The organism is Desulfovibrio ferrophilus (assembly GCF_003966735.1).
Taxonomy (GTDB): Bacteria; Desulfobacterota; Desulfovibrionia; order Desulfovibrionales; family Desulfovibrionaceae; genus Desulfovibrio_Q; species Desulfovibrio_Q ferrophilus.
On sequence record NZ_AP017378.1, the window covers coordinates 2,686,351 to 2,705,153 of the forward strand.

The window sequence follows — 18,803 nt, forward strand, 5'->3', positions numbered from 1 at the left end:
GTGTTTGAAGGCATCCTAGGGCGGGAACTAGCAACAGTAAAATGAATAGTTTTCATCTTCCATTAGAATTGCTAATATAAGCCATGCTCGACTACAAACTCCTTGAGGCTCTGTCCTGCGTGGTGACCGAGGGCGGATTCGAACGCGCCGCCCGCGTGCTGCATCTGACGCAATCCGCAGTTTCCCAGCGGGTCCGGCTGTTGGAGGAACAGACCGGGCAGATTCTGGTGGCCCGCTCCACACCACCTGTTCCCACCCCGGCGGGCCGGCAACTGCTCAAGCACTATCGGCAGGTCAGAATTCTGGAAGGCGATCTGAATATGGACGCCAATCAAGAGGGAAGCAGCGACAACGGATTCAACCAGACCGTGGCCGTCGCCGTGAATGCCGACAGTCTGGCCACGTGGTTCCTGCCAGCGGTACAACCGTTTATCCAGGAGCATCAGGTGCTTCTGGACCTCTGCGTGGATGATCAGGACGAGACCCACAAACTACTCAAGGATGGGGATGTGGTGGGCTGTGTCAGCGCCCGGTCCGAGCCCATGCAGGGCTGCCGGGTGGAGGTCCTGGGAGGCATGGAATACCGGCTGGTGGCCACGCCCGAGTTTGCCCGGCGCTGGTTTCCCCACGGATTGACGGTCGAGGCCGTTCGCCGTGCACCGGCCGTGACGTTCAACCGCGTGGACGAATCCATCAACGTCATTTTGCGCAACGTCTTCGGTCATCTGCCGGGTGCATACCCCACGCATTACGTCCCCTCGTCCGAACAATTCGTAACCGCCATTGCAGGCGGCTGGGGTTATGGCACCCTGCCCGAACAGCAAAGCACGGAACTGCTGGCGACAGAAAAGCTTGTGGATCTGGCTCCGGTCCATCCCATGCCCGTCACCCTGCACTGGCATTGCTGGAATCTGGACTCGCCCCTGCTGGCGGAGTTGACCCGGGCGCTGGTCAGAGGGGCATCGGCCATGCTATCGGGCAAGTTGGCTCACTAAACTACATATCCTCCGTAAGGACAGACACATGATGGAATTTCTCGGAGTGACCCTGTTTTTTCTGCTGGGTGCCATGGCGCCCGGTGCGGATTTTGCCGTAATGATGAAAAACTCCATGCTCTACAGCCGTAAAAGCGCATGGCTAACGGCTCTGGGCATTGGCGCAAGCCTCATGGTGCACACCACTTACAGCCTGCTCGGCCTTGCCGTGGTCATCTCCAAATCCATCCTGGCCTTCACCATCATCAAGTACCTTGGCGCGGCCTATTTGTGCTGGCTCGGCATCCGTAGTCTGCTGGAAAAAGGCGGTGGACCAGAGCCTTGTAGCGTCACACGCGAAGTCAGGGACCTGCCCATGCGCGAAGCCTTTCGTCAGGGTTTTCTGTGCAACCTGCTCAACCCCAAGGCACCGCTGTTCTACATCGCTCTGTTCAGTGTGATTCTGACGCCGGACACGCCAGGTGGCATCCGCCTGCTCTATGGGGCCGAAAGCGTCATTGTGGTCACAGGCTGGTTTTTGTTCCTGGGCACCGTGGTCACCAACCCCCGGGTCAAAGCGGGCCTGTCCCGTGTGCAGGGCCTGCTGACCAAAGCTCTGGGTGGCATGATGCTCTATTTTGGTATTCGGTTGGCCCTGGCGGACAGATAATAAATACCAACTCAGCACGTGGCATGGCATCATCCAAGCCCTTGCCGGACAATGCCCGCAGAGAGCCGCCAGCGATCCACCCTAAGTGGAACGCAATGCGCGAAAACTGACCAACCGCTGGCGCTGTTCGTCCCACAGATTCAGGAACAGGGATTTCAGGCTCTTACGCAGGGTCAGCGGTGTGACCTCCTGCAAGGCGGGTATCTCGTCGTAACATTCCTGAAGCCGATAATTGGGGATGCGCGGCAGCAGGTGATGCACATGGTGCAGCCCGATATTGCCAGTGATCCACTGCAGGACCTTGGGCAGCTTGTAGTACGAGCAGCCCTTCATGGCCGCCACCAGCGGGTCCCATTCTTCGTGACGTGCCCAGTAGCCACCCTCGAACTGGTGCTGCACATAGAATAGCCAGACGCCCAGTGTGCCGGCAGTCAGCATCACTGCGGACTGGATCAACAGATAGGCCTTCCACCCCACAGTCAGCCCCCCGATTCCGATCATGACCAGAATCAAGGCATTGGTGATATTCACGCTACGCCGCTCGCTGGCCCCCTGGCCCTTCACATACAGCCGGTTAAGAACCAAAAACTGGTAGGCCGGCCCCACCCCCAGGAACACGAAAGGATTTCGAAACAGGCGATATCCCAGCCGCCTGTACCAGGGAGAGGCCCTGTATTCCTCTACGGTCAGGGTCCAGATATCTCCCACTCCGCGCCTGTCCAGGTCCCCATACGTTCCATGATGCACCAGATGTGCCCGCCCCCAGGAATCGAACGGAGTGAAGGTCAACGCCCCCGTCAGGTAGCCCACGATGCGGTTGCCCCGGCGGGAAGGGAGAAACGAGCTGTGAGTGCAGTCATGAAAGAAGATGAACAGTCGGACCAGCAATCCGGCTGCAATGGCAACGGGCACAATAAAAAGCCAGAACGGCAAATCATAGCGCACAAGAATTGCCATAAGTACCCACAGGGCCAGATAGGCCCCAAGGGTACTGGCAAGCTGCCACAGGGCAGGCCCGTATCCGGCTCTGGCATATGGTCTGAGGGCCTGGCGCAGGGTATTGATGGTCTGCCGCTGCTGCCGCGACTGCTCGGAGAGGATACTCATGACACACCTCCAGGGTTGGAGCAGACATGGATCGTCAAGGCGCATCTACAGATGATGAATGAGGTGATACAGAACAGGAAATGACCGAATAGACTTCGTTCTGTGGATCACTACAGGGCAGGCTGACGAGTCAACGCCATGCGGCATCATCCGCACGACACGCACCTCTCCATTCTATATAGTGAGTCGCCAGGGTCTTCAAGTCCTTTACGATCAAGCATGAGGCAAAAAAACATGCAAGCCACCTCGCCTTGGGCGGCAACACAGTCAATCCCCCTCACACCCAAAAGGGCGCTCCCCGAAGGAAGCGCCCCTGTTTGTGGTTATAATGGCCGATCTTAGTTCGCGCGGCCTTCGCGCCAGGCCTTGATGAGATCGTCATACTGCACGGTCTCGCCCTGGGGCTTTTCATTGGCCAGCTTGGCCTTGGGGGAACCGGCCTTGTTGAGCCAGTATTCCTCATCCTTTTCAGGATTCATCTTGGGGCCGCATTCGCCCTGCACACCAGCGCGCTCGAGGCGAATCAGAATCTTGTCCTGTTCCTTGGCCAGGTTATCCATGGCGGTGGACACAGTGACTTCACCGGCAACGGCTTCACCGATGTTCTGCCACCACAACTGAGCCAGCTTGGGATAGTCAGGCACGTTGGTACCGGTGGGAGTCCAGGCCACACGGGCCGGGCTGCGATAGAACTCCACCAGGCCGCCCAGCTTGGGAGCGCGCTCGGTGAAGGACTTGTCGCGGATGTCGGAATCACGGATCGGGGTCAGGCCAACATGAGCCTTTTTAAGGGACGTGGTCTTGGCAACGCAGAACTGGGCAAACAACCAGGCAGCCTTGCGACGATCCACGGGGGTGCTCTTCATGAGAGTCCAGGAACCGCAGTCCTGATACCCCAGCTTCTGGCCTTTCTCCCAGTACGGGCCGTGGGGAGACGGAGCCATGCGCCACTTGGGCGTACCGTCCGCGTTCACGACGGGAGTGCCTTCTTCAACCATGGAGGCGGTGAAGGCGGTGTACCAGAAGATCTGCTGGGCAACGTTACCCTTGGCCAGGCTCGGCAGGGATTGGTAGAAGTCCATGCCCAGGGCTCCCGGAGGGGCGTATTTACGCAGCCAGTCCATGTACTTGCGCAGGGCGTACTTGGCGGCAGGGCCGTTGGTCGCGCCACCGCGAGACACACTGGCACCCACAGGACGACAACCGTCAACACGGATACCCCATTCGTCAACGGGCTTGCCGTTGGGGATACCCTTGTCGCCGGCACCGGCCATGGACAGCCATGCGTCGGTGAAACGCCAGCCCAGGTCAGGAGCCTTCTTGCCGTAGTCCATATGGCCGTAAATGGCCTTGCCGTCGATCTCGCGGACGTCTTCAGAGAAGAACTCAGCGATATCTTCGTAGGCAGACCAGTTCACGGGCACGCCCAGCTCATAGCCGTACTTGGCCTTGAAGGCCTTCTTGAAGTCAGCACGGTTGAACCAGTCATAGCGGAACCAGTAGAGGTTCGCGAACTGTTGGTCAGGCATCTGGTAGAGCTTGCCATCAGGGCCGGTGGTAAAGCTCTTGCCCATGAAGTCATCAATGTCCAGAGTCGGCAGGGTCACGTCCTTGCCTTCACCAGCCATCCAATCGGTCAGGTTAACCACATGGCCATAGCGATAGTGGGTACCGATCAGGTCGGAGTCATTGACATAGGCGTCAAAGACGTTTTCGCCCGACTGCATCTGAATCTGCAGCTTCTCGATGACGTCACCTTCCTGAATCAAGTCATGGGTGACCTTGATCCCGGTGATTTCATAAAAAGCCTTGGCGAGCACTTTGGATTCGTACTCGTGGGTGGGGATGGTTTCGGAGACAACTTTGATCTCCATGCCACGGAAGGGGGCGGCGGCTTTGGTAAACCACGCCATTTCCTTCATCTGCTCCGCCTTGGACAAGGTCGACGGCTGGAACTCCGTCTCCACCCATTTCTTGGCGGCGTCCTTGTACTGGGCATCGCTTGCACCAGCCAGTCCTGCACTGAGCAGAACGGCCAGGACGAGTACGCCCGACAAAAGTTTAGGAACCATGGTCCGCATGTTCATCCTCCTCGTTTGCACGTTTCGCACATACTCCCGTTAACGACAGGATCGCCCGATCTGCCCGATCAACCTCCGCGCGGGCTAGCCCCAGCGCATCATGCTGATCATGAACACGACTGAGAGGACAGTGGCAATCCAAAGGCTCATCTCCGTCAGGCCCAGCCAGGCCAGATGAATGTAGGCACTGCTCAGAAGCCCGATGAACAGGCGGTCACCACGGGTGGTGGCCATGGGCAGCAGCCCCTTGCGTTCGATGTTGGGGGAGGCAACCTCCCAGATGGTCATCCCGATCAGCATGGCCACGATGACGATAAAGAACCCCGCGGTCACCGGAGTCCAGGCCATCCATTCAAGAGTCATGATGGTGCTCCTTGTGTGGGGTTAGACCCGACCCAGGGCAAAGCCCTTGGCCAGATGGTTACGTACGAACCAGATCACCAGTGCCCCGGGCACGATGGTCAGGATGCCTGCCGCAGCCAACAAGCCCCAGTCCAGACCCGAGGCACTCACGGTGCGGGTCATGGTGGCGGCAATGGGCTTGGCATTGGTGGTGGTCAGCGTTCTTGCCAGCAGCAGTTCCACCCAGCTGAACATGAAGCAGAAGAACGCGGTGACGCCAATACCCGCCCGAATCAGCGGAATGAATACGGTCAGGAAGAAACGGGGAAAACTGTAGCCATCAATGAAGGCCGTCTCGTCGATCTCCTTGGGCACGCCACCCATGAAACCTTCCAGAATCCAAACCGCCAGGGGCACGTTGAACAGGCAGTGCGCCAGGGCCACGGCGATGTGAGTATCGATGAGTCCGAAGGTCGAATAGAGTTGGAAAAACGGCAGCAGAAAGACCGCAGGCGGTGCCATGCGGTTGGTCAAGAGCCAGAAGAAGACGTGCTTGTCGCCGATGAAGCGGAACCGCGAAAAGGCGTAAGCCGCGGGCAACGCCGTGAGCAAGGAGATCACGGTGTTGATGCTGACGTAGATGATGGTGTTGATGTAGCCCGAGTACCACGACGGGTCCCCGAAGATCTTCATGTAATTGACCAGGGTCGGATCATGGGGATACAGGGCGAAACTGCCCATAATGTCCGAGTTGGTGCGCAGGCTCATGTTCAGCATCCAGTAGATGGGCAGCATGAGCACCAGCAGATAGAACCCCAGTGCGATATATTTCTTCTTGATTTTCATCTTAGCTCTCCCCCTTTCCCACGGACTGCAAGGCCTGATAGAACAGGAAGCAGAACAACAATACGATCAGGAAGTAGATCAGCGAGAATGCCGCTGCCGGACCGAGGTCGAACTGGCCTACGGCGACCTTGACCAAATAAATGGACAGGAACGTCGTGGAGTTGCCCGGTCCACCGCCGGTGAGCACAAAGGGCTCGGCGTAGATCAGGAAGCTGTCCATGAAACGAAGCAGCAGGGCAATGGTCAGCACCCCGCGCATCTTGGGCAGTTCGATGAAACGGAACACGGCCCAGCGGGACGCGCCGTCGATCTTGGCGGCCTGATAAAAGGCATCTGGAATGGCCCGCAAACCGGCATAGGCCAGAAGCGCCACCAGCGGCGTCCAGTGCCAGACCTCCATCAACATCACCGTGACCCAGGCGTCCAGGGCATGGGCTGTATGATCAAAGCCCAGGCCCAACGCATTGACGGTGGCCCCGAACAATCCGATGTCAGGTCGGGTGAAGATGATCCAGATGGTGCCGATGACGTTCCATGGAATGAGCAGCGGCAATGCCAGCAGCACCAGACACAGGGACGCTCCCCAGCCCTTCTTTGGCATGCCCAAAGCGATCAAAATACCCAAAGGCATCTCGATGAGCAGCACCAGTCCGGAGAACAACAACTGGCGCCCCAGCGCGTCGTGCAACCGTGTGTCCGCCAAGACGGCCTTGAACCATTCGGTGCCAATGAAGAACCGTTGCCCGGGGCCGAAGATGTCCTGTACCGAATAGTTGACCACCGTCATCAGAGGAATGATGGCCGAAAACGCCACAATGACGAAGACAGGCAGGATCAGGAACCAGGCCCTATTGTTTTCCCATTTTTCCATGAAGGCCTCCCTTATTTCACCAGCCGGTCATCGGCAAAGAACTTGATTTTTTCGGGCGGGAACAGCAGATGGCACGCTCCGTCAGGGATGGCGCGGCCATCCTTGATACGGGCCTTTAAGCTCAGCTCGCCCAGCTTGACCGTCACGATCTTGCAGTGCCCCTGATCCTCCACATGAGTCACCCGGCCCGGAACACTGCCCGGAGTCTCGGTGTCATGTACCTCCAGATACATGGGACGGATACCCATCTTCAGGGCGCCCCCGGTCTCGGCGGCGCGTGCCGCGTACGGGGCATCCACCGGGATGGACGAGCCATTGGCCCGGGCCACGCCGTCCCCCAGGGTGCAGTCCATGAAATTCATGCCAGGACTGCCGATAAAATATCCCACGAAGGAATGCTCCGGGGTCTCGAACAACTCATCGGGTGCACCGGTCTGGACCAACTCACCGCCGTACATAATCACGATCTGATCGGCGAAGGTCATGGCCTCCACCTGGTCGTGGGTCACGTAGATCAGCGTCAGCTTGAATTCCTTGTGGATCTCTTTCAGACTTCTGCGCAGCTGCCACTTCAGGTGCGGGTCGATGACGGTCAGTGGCTCGTCGAACAGAATGGCAGCCACGTCGCTGCGCACCAGTCCCCGCCCCAGCGAGATTTTCTGCTTGGCATCGGCAGCCAGGCCGGCCGCGCGTTTGTCCAGATCACCGGACAGACCAAGGATCTCGGCCACGACGCCCACACGCGCCTTGATTTCGGACTCCGCCACGCCACGGTTACGCAAGGGAAAAGCCAGATTGTTGTAAACGCTCATGGTGTCGTACAGCACCGGGAACTGAAACACCTGGGCAATGTTGCGCTGCTCGGGCGGCAGGTGAGTCACATCGCGACCATCGTACAGAATCTTGCCATGCGACGGAGCCAGCAGGCCGGAGATCAGGTTGAGCATCGTGGTTTTGCCACAGCCGGAAGGGCCGAGCAGGGCATAGGCCCCGCCATCCTCCCAGGTCGTGTGGATACGCTTGAAGACAAAGTCCTCAGGGCCCTTGGGATTGGGGTGGTAGCTGTGTGCCACCTCTTGCAAGTCGATTCGCGCCACTGTGGATCTCCAGTTAGTCGATGGCGGACGGGGCAATCAGAATATCCCCGTTCCCGTCAAATACGTAAAAATCTTCCGGATTCACGAACATGGGCAGATTACTGCCACTCTCGATCTTGTGAATCCCGTCCTCCTGGGCCACCAGCTTGATTCTGCCGCACCCCACATGGATGAACGTCTCCGAGCCATTGATCTCGCTCAGGCTGACTTCACCGCACAGGCCGATGTCTGAATCGTGCCGCTGATTGAGAAACACGCGGCTGGCGCGCACGCCAAAGGTGTATTCGCCCGGCCCCAGGTCCTTCAGGGCGCCTACGAGCGGGGCTTTCATGCAGGCACTCAGGCGAGCCTGCTCACCCTCGATCCGTGCGGGGATGAAGTTCATGGGCGGGTCGCTGAAGACCTCGGCCACCTTCATGTTGCACGGATGGTTGAAGACCTCGGGGGTCTTGCCGATCTGCAGGATACGGCCCTCATCCATGACCACGACGTTGCCGCCCATCATCAGAGCCTCGGTGGGCTCGGTGGTGGTGTAGACAACGATGGACTCACGTTCCTTGAAGATGTGCTGCAATTCCTCGCGCAGCTCCTCTCTGAGCTTGTAGTCCAGGTTGACCAGAGGCTCGTCCAGAAGCAGCAGATGCGATTCCTTGACCAATGCCCGGGCAATGGCCGTGCGCTGCTGCTGGCCGCCAGACAATTCTGCGGGCAACCGATCCAGCAGGGGATCGAGCTGCAATGTCTTGGCGACTTCACGCACACGCCGATCAATCTCGGCCTTGGACACTCCAGCCATCTTCAGGGGGGAGGCGATGTTGTCGTAGATAGTCAGCGAGGGGTAGTTGATAAACTGCTGATAGACCATGGCCACATCGCGTTTGCGCACGGACACACCGGTCACGTCCTGGCCGTCGGCCAACACCGTTCCGGTACCTGGGCGATCCAGCCCGGCCATAATCCTCAAGAGCGAAGTCTTCCCTGCCAGGGTTCGCCCCAGAATGATGTAACGCGAGCCCGCTTCGAGCTCAAGAGACACATCCGCGAGATGCATCTCCTGATCGACGGATTTGTTGATTTCTGTGAGTCTCAGGCCCACCTGCTGTCTCCCAGTCTATGGCCCTTCGCGCCGTCAGGACGCGTGTCGAGCCTGATTGCCTTGGTTCTCATTTTGGTTGCATCGGACACCGGAGCGGGTGCGTTCACCCACCCGCAACGTGCAGCGCAACCTCCGATTCCCGCATAACCTCCTCCAGGACCGCCGGAGGATTTCTATCCGTAAACAATGCGTCAATCTCGGACAGATGTCCGAGACGGACCATGGCGTTACGCCCAAACTTGGTATAGTCCGTGGCCAGAAAGACCTTGCGCGAATTATCGATGATCGCCCTGGCCGCCCGGACTTCACGATAGTCGTAGTCCAGCAGTGTGCCATCGGCATCGATGCCACTGATGCCGATGATCCCGAAATCAACCTTGAACTGACGGATGAAATCCGCAGCGGCCTCACCCACGATGCCACCGTCACGGTGGCGAACCACCCCTCCGGCCACAATCAGTTCGATATTTGCGTGTCCGGTCAAAATTGTTGCCACGTTCAGGTTGTTTGTGATCACTCGCAAACGTTCATGACCTCGCAACGCGCGGGCCACTTCCTCGGTGGTGGTGCCAATATTGATGAACAGGGATGACTTGGGTGGGATGCAGCGGGCCATGTCGCGGGCAATACGCCGTTTTTCCTCACGGCACAGAATTTGACGGTCGGTGTAGGCCACGTTTTCCGTGGAGAGCGCTGGCCCTACCCCACCATGAAAACGCTGCACCAGGCCTTGGCCTGCCAGCGTATTGATATCCCGACGCATGGTTTGGGGGGTAACGGAAAACCGCTCGGCCAGATCGCCCACCGCCACGAACCCCCCCACCTGGAGTTGCTCCAGAATCTGTTCGTGCCGACGCCTGACCGACGCATGCTTGCCGTTGGAAATTGTCTTGCCGCCCCCCGCGGAAGACCAACTCGCCCCTGCTTGTCTAGACAATACCCCACCCCTCGCCTTTTTCTTTTCACTTTCGAAAATAAAACCATTTCATTCTGGTTAGTTTCGAAAGATAATGACGCAATATTCAATTTGCGCTAGGATCAACCTGTATATCTCTACAAAAACTGTTCAAAAATGCGGATAAAACTCTAACATGTTCATACTTTCGTCACAAGCGAAAAGAAATGTTGAACGTAAAAGGACATACGACCGATTGAATGATCAATGAATGATCAACAACGTGAACGATGCGTGACATATCTCACTTGAATGGGGCAGTGAATCAATTATGAACACAACGGTATTGATCATCGGCGCTGGTGCAACAGGAACCGGCATCGCAAGAGACCTCGCCCTGCGTGGAGTACCCTGTCTGGTGGTCGAACGGCGGGATGTGAATGCCGGAGCCTCGGGGGGCAACCACGGCCTGCTGCACAGCGGTGGCCGTTACGTCCTCTCGGACCCCGAAGCCGCCGCCGAATGCCGTGACGAAGGCGCACTCCTGAAACGTTTGGCCCCACAATGCATCGATGACTGTGGGGGACTATTCGTAGCCGTTGATGGCGACGATGAAACCTTTGCCCACGACTTTCCCTCCCTCTGCGAACAAAGCGGCGTCCCCTGCCGCGAAGTCAGTCCCTCCCGCGCCCGGGAACTGGAACCCGCCCTGTCAGATCGAATCGTTGCCGCCTTTGAGGTGGATGACGCCAGCGTCGACCCGTTCATGCTTTCCCTGGACAATCTGGCCCAGGCCATCAGCCTGGGGGCACAGGTCCGGCGTAATGCCCTGGTCACCGGCTTCGACCGCACGAACGGACGCATCGGCCGCGTACAACTTTTGGACGAAACCACGGGAACTCCATTTACCGTTGAAGCCGAACAGGTCGTCATCGCCGCGGGGGCCTGGACCGGCCCCCTGGCCCGCATGGCCGGGGCAGAAATCACTGTGCTCTGCTCTCAGGGGACCCTGGCCATCACCCAGGACCGCATCACCCGACGCGTGGTCAACCGCCTGCGCCCCCCAGCGGATGCCGACATTCTTGTCCCCGGAGGCACGGTCTCCATTCTGGGCACCACCTCGGTACGCATCGATTCGCCCAAGCTCTGCCGTCCGACCGTGGCCGAGGTGGACCGCATGATCGACGATGCCCGCGCCATGATTCCCGTGCTGGAAACCACCCGCTACATGCGCGCCTATGCCGGGGTACGCCCGCTGGTCTCCCATGGTGAAGCCGGGGACGACCGCGCCGTGAGCCGGGGCTTCGACTTGATCGATCACAGCCGCTACGGGGTGGACAATTGCGTGACCATCACCGGTGGCAAACTGACCACCTTCCGCCTGATGGCCGAACGCGCCACGGACCTTATCTGCCAGAAGCTCAAGGTCGACGCGCCCTGCCTGACCCGTAGCGCCCCGCTGCCCGCGTCGCCCAAGGGCCGCTGGACCCGGGCCGGGGAATCGGCACGAGCCTGGGTGGACCGTCTGCGGCGGCGCGACGTAATCCTGTGCGAATGCGAAATGGTCTCACGCGATACCGTCACGGCCATTGTCGATGAAATGGGCGACATGCGCGGACGTTCGACCCTCACAGCCATCGGCCTGCGCAGCCGGGTGGGCAAAGGCCCCTGTCAGGGCGGATTCTGCGGCCCGCGCGTCACCGCGCACCTCTACGACATCGACAAACTTTCCGGGCAGCAGGGCCTTACCGAACTCAGACGATTCATCGAGCGCCGCTGGCGTGGCAAGGCACCGGTACTCTGGGGCACGGACCTGATGCAGGCCGAATTACAGGAGGCCCTGCACTGTGCGGTCTTCGAGCTGGAGCTTGCCAACCCCGAAGCCGGGCCAACGGAAACGGCACATGCCGCTTCCAGCACCGAGCCTGAAGGGGAACAATCATGAGCAACACTGAAACCAGCTACGATCTCATGGTCATCGGCGCGGGCATGGCGGGTATGGCGGCTGCGCTGTTCGCCTCGAGCCGGGGACTCTCCGTAGGACTGGCCGGGTCCGTGGGTGGTATCGATTTCAGCACCGGACTCATCGACCTGATGGCCGTACATCCCTTAAAGGACCAACGTCTCTGGGACGATCCATGGGCCTGCATCCAGGCCCTGCGCGGGCACAGCCCGCAGCACCCCTACGCCCTGCTGGAGCCCGAATCCATGAGCCGGGCCATTGACGAGTTCTGTTCATTCCTGGCTGACATGGGCATGCCCATGGAAGGCCACACCCACAAAAACACACGCATCCTGACGGCCATGGGCACGGCCAAGCACACCTTCCGCGCACCGCGTTCCATGTGGGCCGGAGCCGAGGCTCTGCGCAGCAAGGCCCCCTGCCTGCTGGTGGACTTTCACGGGTTAAAGGGCTTTTCCGCTGCCCAGATCCGGGAAGTGGCCGGAGCCGACTGGCCCGGCCTACGGACCAAGCGCATCGATTTTCCCGGCTGGAAGGAAGAGCTCTACCCCGATCATATGGCCACGGCCCTGCACGCCCCCGAACTGCGCCGCATCCTGGCCGAAGCCGTGCGCCCGCATCTGAAAGGGGAACAATTCGTGGGCTTCCCTGCACTGCTTGGCCGCGAACAGGCCGAGGCCGTTCGCGCCGACCTTGAAGACCTACTTGGCACACGGATATTCGAAATCCCCACCATGCCTCCGTCCCTGGCCGGGTCGCGCCTACGCGCAGCCTTTGACCGGGGCTTGCCTCCACGCGGGGTGCGCCTGTATTCCCAACGCATGGTCCTGTCGCAGGAGGCGTTGAACGACGGAGGCTTCCGACTGCGTCTGGGCAAGGAACGCCCCGAGACCACGATCCGCGCCAAGGCGGTGATCCTGGGCACGGGCCGCTTCTTCGGCAAGGGTCTTGTGGCTGAACGCGGACAGATCCGCGAACCGGTTTTCGGGCTGCCCGTGCACCAACCCGTCAAACGTGAGTACTGGCACAGCCAGGATTTTTACGATCCACAGGGTCACGAACTGAACCAGGCGGGCATCGAGACAGACAGCTCTCTTCGCCCTCTGGATGAACACGGCAAAGCCGCGCATCCGCACCTCTTCGCCACCGGGTCCATCCTGGCCCACCAGGACTGGATGCGTCAGAAATGTGGGGCAGGGCTAGCCATCACCACGGCGCTGAAGGCCGTGGAATCGGCCCATGATTGTTTACGCACCGCACCCCTGAGCCGTGACACTACAAAGGAAACGAGCTCTGACATGGCTGAATTGGGCAAGGCGGTGAAGGCATGACCTTTTTCGATACCGGCCTGCTCCTCTCCCTGACAGCGGCGGCCCTTGGCCTGATCTGGAAAATTCTCGGCTGGCTAAGATTGACCGTTGCCCCCGCACCGCGCCCAGGCATGGGCGCCCGGCTTGCCGCTCTCGGCAAAGGACTGTTGCGCAGCCTCGCCCCCTGTGCCGCTGCACGCTGGCTTCGCGCCCTGATCGTGGACGGGCTTTTGCAAAGACGCATCGCAAGCAACGGATTCTACCGCTGGCTGATGCACATGCTCATCTTCACGGGCTTCATGGGTCTTCTCATCATGCACGGCATGGATGAACTGACCAGCGAGCTCTGGTTTTCGGACTACGCCCCGACCTTGGACCCGTTCCAATGGCTGCGAAACCTGTTCGGCGTGCTGGCCCTGACCGGGCTGGGCATCGCGGCCTGGCGGCGTCTCTCGCAACCCCGGGTCAAACGCACCACAGGCCTGCAGGATTGGGTACTCATCGCTCTGCTCGCGGGCATCATGCTCTCTGGCGTGGGCCTGGAAGCCTCCAAGATCATCTCACCGCACGTATTCGACTCCATGGTCGAGGACTACCTCGGCTCCGATGACGAGGCGGAGATCAATGCCCTGCGCCTGCTCTGGGCCGACGAATACGGGGTGGTCTTCCCCGTGGCCCCGCCACGCTCTGACGAGGCCCTGGCCCAAGGCCGCGAACTGAACGAAGAAAGCTGCGTCTACTGTCATTCGCGCCCCTCATCGGCCTTTGCGTCTTACCCACTGGCCAAGGCCGTGGCCCCGCTGGGCAACATCCTGAACAACCTGCGGGCGGACCTGCTCTTCTATTACCTGCATGTGGGCCTGTGTTTTCTGGGGCTGGTGCTGCTGCCATGGGGCAAATTCATGCACCCACTGTCCGCCCCCATCAACCTGACCCTGCGCCGAGGCAGGACCACAAGCGACACGGCCAGCGCTGCTCCGGCCCTGGCTGATGCACTGCGCCCCATAGGCATGGACGCCTGCACCCATTGCGGAGCCTGTAGCGAGCATTGTTCCGTGGCCCCGTCCTTCATGGCGCTGGGCACGCCGGACATCCTGCCCTCGGAAAAGCTCGGCGCCCTCAAACGCCACGCCGCTGGGCGGCTCGATGCCCCGGCTCGGCGCGCCTTTGCCGAGGGCAGTCAGATCTGTACCGAATGTTTGCGTTGCACCACGGTCTGCCCCTCGGGCATCGATCTTCAGGATCTGTGGATGCAGTCCAAGGCGCGACTGCGCATAACCGGACCGCACGAACCCCACGCCGTGCTTCAACAGCGCCCAACCCGACACTGGGCCAAAACCCTGCGCTCCCTGCCACCCGCTTTGGCTGAAGCTTCGCGTAGCGTAAAAATCTGTGACAATCGGGACTCGTTCTGGGGCTGTGTGCAGTGCACCACCTGCACCAGCGTCTGCCCGGTGGTCGCCAGCAGCGAGGCCCCGGCCCGCGAGCTGGACCTGACCCCGCAGCAAATCATGAACATGCTACGCATGGGCCTGAAAGAAGAGGCCATGGGCGCGGAAATGGTCTGGAGCTGCGTGACCTGCTACAAATGCCAGGAAAACTGCCCGCAGGGCGTGCGCGTAGCCGACGTGCTCTACGAACTGCGCACCCTGGCCTGGGCGCGGCTGCGCGAACATCCCGAGGCCTGGGACGAGGCCGGAACCAGCCCCGGGCATGAGCCCGAAACCCAAGGGGGCGAGGCATGAGATACGCGTATTTCCCGGGCTGCAAAATCCCCCATCATCTACCCGCCTACGGTCAGGCCGTAACCGCCCTGTGCGACGCCCTGAAGATCGATCTCGCACCGCTGGAGTTCAATTGCTGCGGCGACCCTGTGCGCCACCGCAGCTTCGAGGCCTGGGCCCTGTCCGCCGGACGCAATCTGGCCCTGGCCCATGGCGCGGGCCTGCCCATCATGACCCCCTGCAAATGCTGCTTTGGTTCCTTGAAGCACGCGGCCTACTGGCTGCGCGAGAACCACGATCTGCGCGCCGAAGTGAACGCAACACTGTCCAACGAAGGGCTGATCCTGCCCGAGGAGCCGCAGGTGTTCCACCTGCTCACGGTGCTGGACCAGGACGTGCCGCCCGACGAACTGGCCGCCCGCGCCGGGGGCAGACTCTGCGGGCTGCGCGTGGCGGCACATTACGGCTGCCATGCACTGCGTCCGGGCAACGTCACTAATTTCGACGATCCCCTGAACCCCACCATCTTTGAGCGTCTGCTGCGCCGGGTGGGAGTCACACCCGTACCGTGGGACCTGCGCCTGGAATGCTGCGGGCACCCCCTGCGTGGCAAGCGCGACAAGTTCTCCAAAGCGCTCAAGGAGCGCAAACTGACCGACGCCCGCCAAGCCGGAGCACAGATATTGGCCACGGCCTGCACCTATTGTCAGATGCAGTTTGCCGACAATGAGAATGGGCAACCCTCCGCGCAAGAGCAAACCGCAGTGGCTGCACAGGACATAAACAACCCACCGGGCAATCCCCCCACAGCCATGCTCGCCGCACAGCTCATCGGGCTGGGCATCGGACTGTCACCCGAGGAAGTAGGACTCACCAAACTGCCCGCGCCTCTTGTCCATCCCTCGTCCTTGGGGCATGAAGAACACACTAGAAAGATCACGGACGGTGAGCCGATCACCGCAAACGATAGCAATGCCACAGGCAGATGAGGAGAACACACATGGCACAGCAATACATCGGCGCGGTGGATCAGGGCACCACCAGCAGCCGCTTCATCATCTTCGACAAGAAAGGCCGTATCAAAGCCGTGGACCAGAAGGAACACAAGCAGATCTTCCCCAAACCCGGCTGGGTCGAGCACGATCCCATGGAGATCTGGAAAAATACCGGCGAGGTCATCCAGGGCGCACTGCGCAAGGCCGGCCTCAAGGGCTCGGATCTGGCAGCCATCGGCATCACCAACCAGCGTGAGACCACCGTGGTCTGGGACCGCAGCACGGGCAAACCGTTCTACAACGCCATTGTCTGGCAGTGCACGCGCACCCACGATATCTGCAAACAGCTCATCGCCAATGGCGGGCAGGACCGCTTCCGCGCCACCACGGGCCTGCCCGTGGCCACCTATTTCAGCGGCCCCAAGATCAAGTGGATCATGGACAATGTGCCCGAGGCGGCCCACGCCATGGCCGACGGCAGCGCCATTGTCGGAACCATGGAAACCTGGATCATCTGGTGGCTGACCGGCGGTCCTAGGGGCGGCGCACATGTAACCGACGTGACCAACGCCAGCCGGACCATGCTCATGGACCTCACGTCCCTGGATTGGGACAACAACATTCTGGGTGAACTGGGTATCCCGCGCGAGTGTCTGCCGCGCATCGTGCCCTCGTCGGACGGCGAATCCTGGGGCCCGACCATGGAAGACGGCCCTCTGGGCGCGCGTGTGCCCGTGTGCGGAGCGCTGGGCGACCAGCAGGCGGCCCTGGTGGGTCAGGCCTGCTTCGACATCGGTCAGGCCAAGAATACATACGGTACAGGCTGCTTCCTGCTCATGAACACCGGCAACACGCCCGTGCCCTCCACACAAGGCTTGATCACCACCGTGGGCTACCAGATGAGTGGGGAGAAACCCTTCTATTGTCTGGAAGGTTCCATCGCCATCGCAGGCGCCCTGGTGCAATGGCTGCGCGACAACCTGGGCCTGATCCAGAACGCAGCCGAGGTGGAGGAACTGGCAGCCAAGGTGGACGACAACGGCGGGGTCTACATCGTGCCTGCCTTCCAGGGGCTGTTCGCCCCTTACTGGCGGCCCGACGCCCGCGGCGTGATGTGCGGATTGACCCGCTACGCCACCAAGCACCATATCGCCCGCGCCGTGCTGGAGGCCAATGCCTATCAGACCCGCGACATCGTGCAGGCCATGAACCGCGATTCGGGCACGGACCTGACCAGCCTGAAGGTGGACGGCGGCATGGTGGCCAACAACCTGCTGATGCAGTTCCAGTCGGACATTCTGGACGTGCCAGTGATCCGGCCCAAGGTCTCGGAAACCACCTGCCTGGGTGCGGCCTACGCTGCCGGACTGGCCGTGGGCTACTGGGGAAGCCTGGACGAACTCAGGCAGAACTGGGCCGAGGACCGCACCTGGCAACCCGCCATGGAAGCCGATGCCCGCGCCGAGGCCTGCCACGGATGGGAAAAGGCCGTGCAGCGGACCTTTGACTGGGTGGAGTAGGACAGCGGGAGAGAGTTCTCGAAGAGACGTTGAATACACTCAGGCGGGGGTTGTGGCGAAAGCTACAGCCCCCGTTTACTGACCGATCCAAACAAGTGACCTACAAAAACGTACCCAAAACCTTTCCATTTTGTCGGCATGTCACCCTCTTAGAAATGTCAAAACCAACAATATTATACGTTTAGCAGTGGCACGTTTGATGCTTTGCCCAAGGCAAAGGAGTGTGCCATGCCCAGCGTTACCACGCCATTCGGAATGATCGAGGCCCTGCCCGGTTCGGAGTATCACGCATCGGGAACCGTGCGCAGTTGCATTGCCGCTGAGTTCTGCGCCCTGCAAACAGAGTACGGTGAACTCATCCCCCAGTTCACGGGCAACACCCTGCGCAAGCGCCAACTGCCCAGCATCTCCTTCCATGAAAACGGCATGCTGCGCCTGCTGCCGCTGGAAGAGCAGACCATGATCTCCACCCCCATCGGCCCCATGCCCGCCGAACTGCTCGGCTTCTACGAAAACGGGGCACTCAAACGCGTCTTCCCCTTGAACGGCCGCCTCTCCGGCTATTGGAGTCAGGAGGATGAGGCAGAGCTGGCCAGCCCCCTGAAGATTCAGACACCGCTGGGGGCCATCGAGGCCCTTGTCATCTGCGCCTACTTTTCGCCGCAGGGCACGCTGCGCAGCCTGACCCTGTGGCCGGGCACGGGGCTTGACGTTCCGCACCGTTCAACCAGTATTGCCGCGCGGATCGGTGTCTCCTTTTACGACAGCGGCGAGGTCAAGTCCCTGGAACCGGCCCACCCCGGCGCCGTGCCCACCCCCCTGGGCGAACTGCTGGCCTTCAATCCCGATGCCGTGGGCATCAGCGGGGACAGCAACTCCCTGCGTTTTGCCAAGGATGGCACGATCCTCGGGCTGGGCACTGTCTCGCACACCTTTACCATCAGCAGCGAGGATGGCGGCACCAGGCACATCTCGCCCCCGCTGCGCAACAGCTACTGCGATGGCGAAACCCCGGAGCCGACGCCGCTGTTTCTGGACTTCGCCGAGGACAGTGTGTTCTTCAGCGCCGAAGGGATGGACACCGTTACAGCGAAACTGAACCATGTCAGTGCCTCGCGCTTCTTCCCGCCCCTGCCCATGCTGGCCCCGGCTTGTGGTCTGAACTCTTCATTCATGTAGCAGCAAGCCCCTGATCTGCTGTCTTGAATGGCAATTCATTCCTGCCATTGACATCAGGGGTTGTCAGCGCTGACGTCCCCCTGCCCTATCAATCATTTTCTCTAACCTAACCCACTGATGTGCCGATGAATAT

Annotated in this window: 16 protein-coding genes; 8 read left to right on the plus strand and 8 right to left on the minus strand. The window is 60.4% G+C overall.

Annotated features, from left to right (window positions below; all coding sequences use genetic code 11):
- Positions 1-83: 83 nt before the first annotated feature.
- Together EL361_RS12445 and EL361_RS12450 are read left to right on the plus strand one after the other, a co-directional pair.
- Positions 84-995 (plus strand): LysR family transcriptional regulator ArgP, encoded by a 912-nt coding sequence (locus EL361_RS12445; RefSeq protein ID WP_126380010.1) that lies wholly within the window; start codon positions 84-86, stop codon positions 993-995.
- A gap of 28 nt (positions 996-1,023) precedes the next feature.
- On the plus strand, positions 1,024-1,644 hold the full coding sequence (locus tag EL361_RS12450) for a LysE family transporter (RefSeq protein WP_126380012.1): 621 nt from the start codon (positions 1,024-1,026) through the stop codon (positions 1,642-1,644).
- Positions 1,645-1,725: 81 nt separating this feature from the next.
- Here EL361_RS12450 and EL361_RS12455 read toward each other — a convergent pair whose 3' ends face one another.
- From EL361_RS12455 to EL361_RS12490, 8 genes are all read right to left on the minus strand, one after another.
- Complete coding sequence (locus EL361_RS12455; protein WP_126380014.1) at positions 1,726-2,751, minus strand: fatty acid desaturase; 1,026 nt, start codon at positions 2,749-2,751, stop codon at positions 1,726-1,728.
- A gap of 338 nt (positions 2,752-3,089) precedes the next feature.
- Positions 3,090-4,832 carry an ABC transporter substrate-binding protein gene (locus EL361_RS12460; RefSeq protein WP_232034776.1) on the minus strand — a complete coding sequence of 581 codons (1,743 nt, stop codon included), beginning with the start codon at positions 4,830-4,832 and terminating at the stop codon, positions 3,090-3,092.
- Between the two features lie 84 nt (positions 4,833-4,916).
- Positions 4,917-5,195: a DUF2160 domain-containing protein gene (locus EL361_RS12465; RefSeq protein WP_126380016.1), complete on the minus strand. Its 279-nt coding sequence runs from the start codon at positions 5,193-5,195 to the stop codon at positions 4,917-4,919.
- Between the two features lie 21 nt (positions 5,196-5,216).
- Positions 5,217-6,020 carry a carbohydrate ABC transporter permease gene (locus EL361_RS12470; RefSeq protein WP_126380019.1) on the minus strand — a complete coding sequence of 268 codons (804 nt, stop codon included), beginning with the start codon at positions 6,018-6,020 and terminating at the stop codon, positions 5,217-5,219.
- Position 6,021: 1 nt separating this feature from the next.
- Complete coding sequence (locus EL361_RS12475; protein WP_126380021.1) at positions 6,022-6,891, minus strand: carbohydrate ABC transporter permease; 870 nt, start codon at positions 6,889-6,891, stop codon at positions 6,022-6,024.
- An 11-nt stretch (positions 6,892-6,902) separates the two neighbouring features.
- Positions 6,903-7,988 carry an ABC transporter ATP-binding protein gene (locus EL361_RS12480; RefSeq protein WP_126380023.1) on the minus strand — a complete coding sequence of 362 codons (1,086 nt, stop codon included), beginning with the start codon at positions 7,986-7,988 and terminating at the stop codon, positions 6,903-6,905.
- A gap of 13 nt (positions 7,989-8,001) precedes the next feature.
- Positions 8,002-9,084: an ABC transporter ATP-binding protein gene (locus tag EL361_RS12485; RefSeq protein ID WP_172961737.1), complete on the minus strand. Its 1,083-nt coding sequence runs from the start codon at positions 9,082-9,084 to the stop codon at positions 8,002-8,004.
- 103 nt (positions 9,085-9,187) lie between these two features.
- Positions 9,188-9,922 carry a DeoR family transcriptional regulator gene (locus EL361_RS12490; RefSeq protein ID WP_476698602.1) on the minus strand — a complete coding sequence of 245 codons (735 nt, stop codon included), beginning with the start codon at positions 9,920-9,922 and terminating at the stop codon, positions 9,188-9,190.
- A gap of 388 nt (positions 9,923-10,310) precedes the next feature.
- On the opposite strand from EL361_RS12490, the gene glpA reads away from it, so the two are divergent.
- The 6 genes from glpA (at position 10,311) to EL361_RS12520 (ending at position 18,670) form a co-directional block, all read left to right on the plus strand.
- Positions 10,311-11,924 carry an anaerobic glycerol-3-phosphate dehydrogenase subunit A gene (gene glpA, locus EL361_RS12495; RefSeq protein WP_126380025.1) on the plus strand — a complete coding sequence of 538 codons (1,614 nt, stop codon included), beginning with the start codon at positions 10,311-10,313 and terminating at the stop codon, positions 11,922-11,924.
- Complete coding sequence (gene glpB / locus EL361_RS12500; RefSeq protein WP_126380027.1) at positions 11,921-13,273, plus strand: glycerol-3-phosphate dehydrogenase subunit GlpB; 1,353 nt, start codon at positions 11,921-11,923, stop codon at positions 13,271-13,273. The genes glpA and glpB overlap by 4 nt, the downstream gene beginning before the upstream one ends.
- The gene (locus EL361_RS12505; protein ID WP_126380029.1) at positions 13,270-14,997 is read left to right on the plus strand and encodes a 4Fe-4S dicluster domain-containing protein; all 1,728 of its coding nucleotides are present in this window, start codon (positions 13,270-13,272) and stop codon (positions 14,995-14,997) included. Before glpB ends, EL361_RS12505 begins: the two co-directional genes overlap by 4 nt.
- Complete coding sequence (locus EL361_RS12510; protein ID WP_126380031.1) at positions 14,994-15,965, plus strand: CoB--CoM heterodisulfide reductase iron-sulfur subunit B family protein; 972 nt, start codon at positions 14,994-14,996, stop codon at positions 15,963-15,965. Before EL361_RS12505 ends, EL361_RS12510 begins: the two co-directional genes overlap by 4 nt.
- Before the next feature lie 11 nt (positions 15,966-15,976).
- Entirely contained in the window at positions 15,977-17,491 is a 1,515-nt protein-coding gene (glpK, locus tag EL361_RS12515) for a glycerol kinase GlpK (RefSeq protein ID WP_126380033.1), read from the plus strand.
- A gap of 228 nt (positions 17,492-17,719) precedes the next feature.
- Positions 17,720-18,670 (plus strand): hypothetical protein, encoded by a 951-nt coding sequence (locus tag EL361_RS12520; RefSeq protein ID WP_126380035.1) that lies wholly within the window; start codon positions 17,720-17,722, stop codon positions 18,668-18,670.
- Positions 18,671-18,803: the final 133 nt, after the last annotated feature.

Excerpts from the sequence above, each read along its gene's own strand:
- EL361_RS12445 (WP_126380010.1), top strand. The coding sequence starts at position 84 with ATGCTCGACTACAAACTCCTTGAGGCTCTGTCCTGCGTGGTGACCGAG.
- EL361_RS12450 (WP_126380012.1), top strand. The coding sequence starts at position 1,024 with ATGATGGAATTTCTCGGAGTGACCCTGTTTTTTCTGCTGGGTGCCATG.
- EL361_RS12455 (WP_126380014.1), bottom strand. The coding sequence starts at position 2,751 with ATGAGTATCCTCTCCGAGCAGTCGCGGCAGCAGCGGCAGACCATCAAT.
- EL361_RS12460 (WP_232034776.1), bottom strand. The coding sequence starts at position 4,832 with ATGCGGACCATGGTTCCTAAACTTTTGTCGGGCGTACTCGTCCTGGCC.
- EL361_RS12465 (WP_126380016.1), bottom strand. The coding sequence starts at position 5,195 with ATGACTCTTGAATGGATGGCCTGGACTCCGGTGACCGCGGGGTTCTTT.
- EL361_RS12470 (WP_126380019.1), bottom strand. The coding sequence starts at position 6,020 with ATGAAAATCAAGAAGAAATATATCGCACTGGGGTTCTATCTGCTGGTG.
- EL361_RS12475 (WP_126380021.1), bottom strand. The coding sequence starts at position 6,891 with ATGGAAAAATGGGAAAACAATAGGGCCTGGTTCCTGATCCTGCCTGTC.
- glpA (WP_126380025.1), top strand. The coding sequence starts at position 10,311 with ATGAACACAACGGTATTGATCATCGGCGCTGGTGCAACAGGAACCGGC.
- glpB (WP_126380027.1), top strand. The coding sequence starts at position 11,921 with ATGAGCAACACTGAAACCAGCTACGATCTCATGGTCATCGGCGCGGGC.
- EL361_RS12505 (WP_126380029.1), top strand. The coding sequence starts at position 13,270 with ATGACCTTTTTCGATACCGGCCTGCTCCTCTCCCTGACAGCGGCGGCC.
- EL361_RS12510 (WP_126380031.1), top strand. The coding sequence starts at position 14,994 with ATGAGATACGCGTATTTCCCGGGCTGCAAAATCCCCCATCATCTACCC.
- glpK (WP_126380033.1), top strand. The coding sequence starts at position 15,977 with ATGGCACAGCAATACATCGGCGCGGTGGATCAGGGCACCACCAGCAGC.
- EL361_RS12520 (WP_126380035.1), top strand. The coding sequence starts at position 17,720 with ATGCCCAGCGTTACCACGCCATTCGGAATGATCGAGGCCCTGCCCGGT.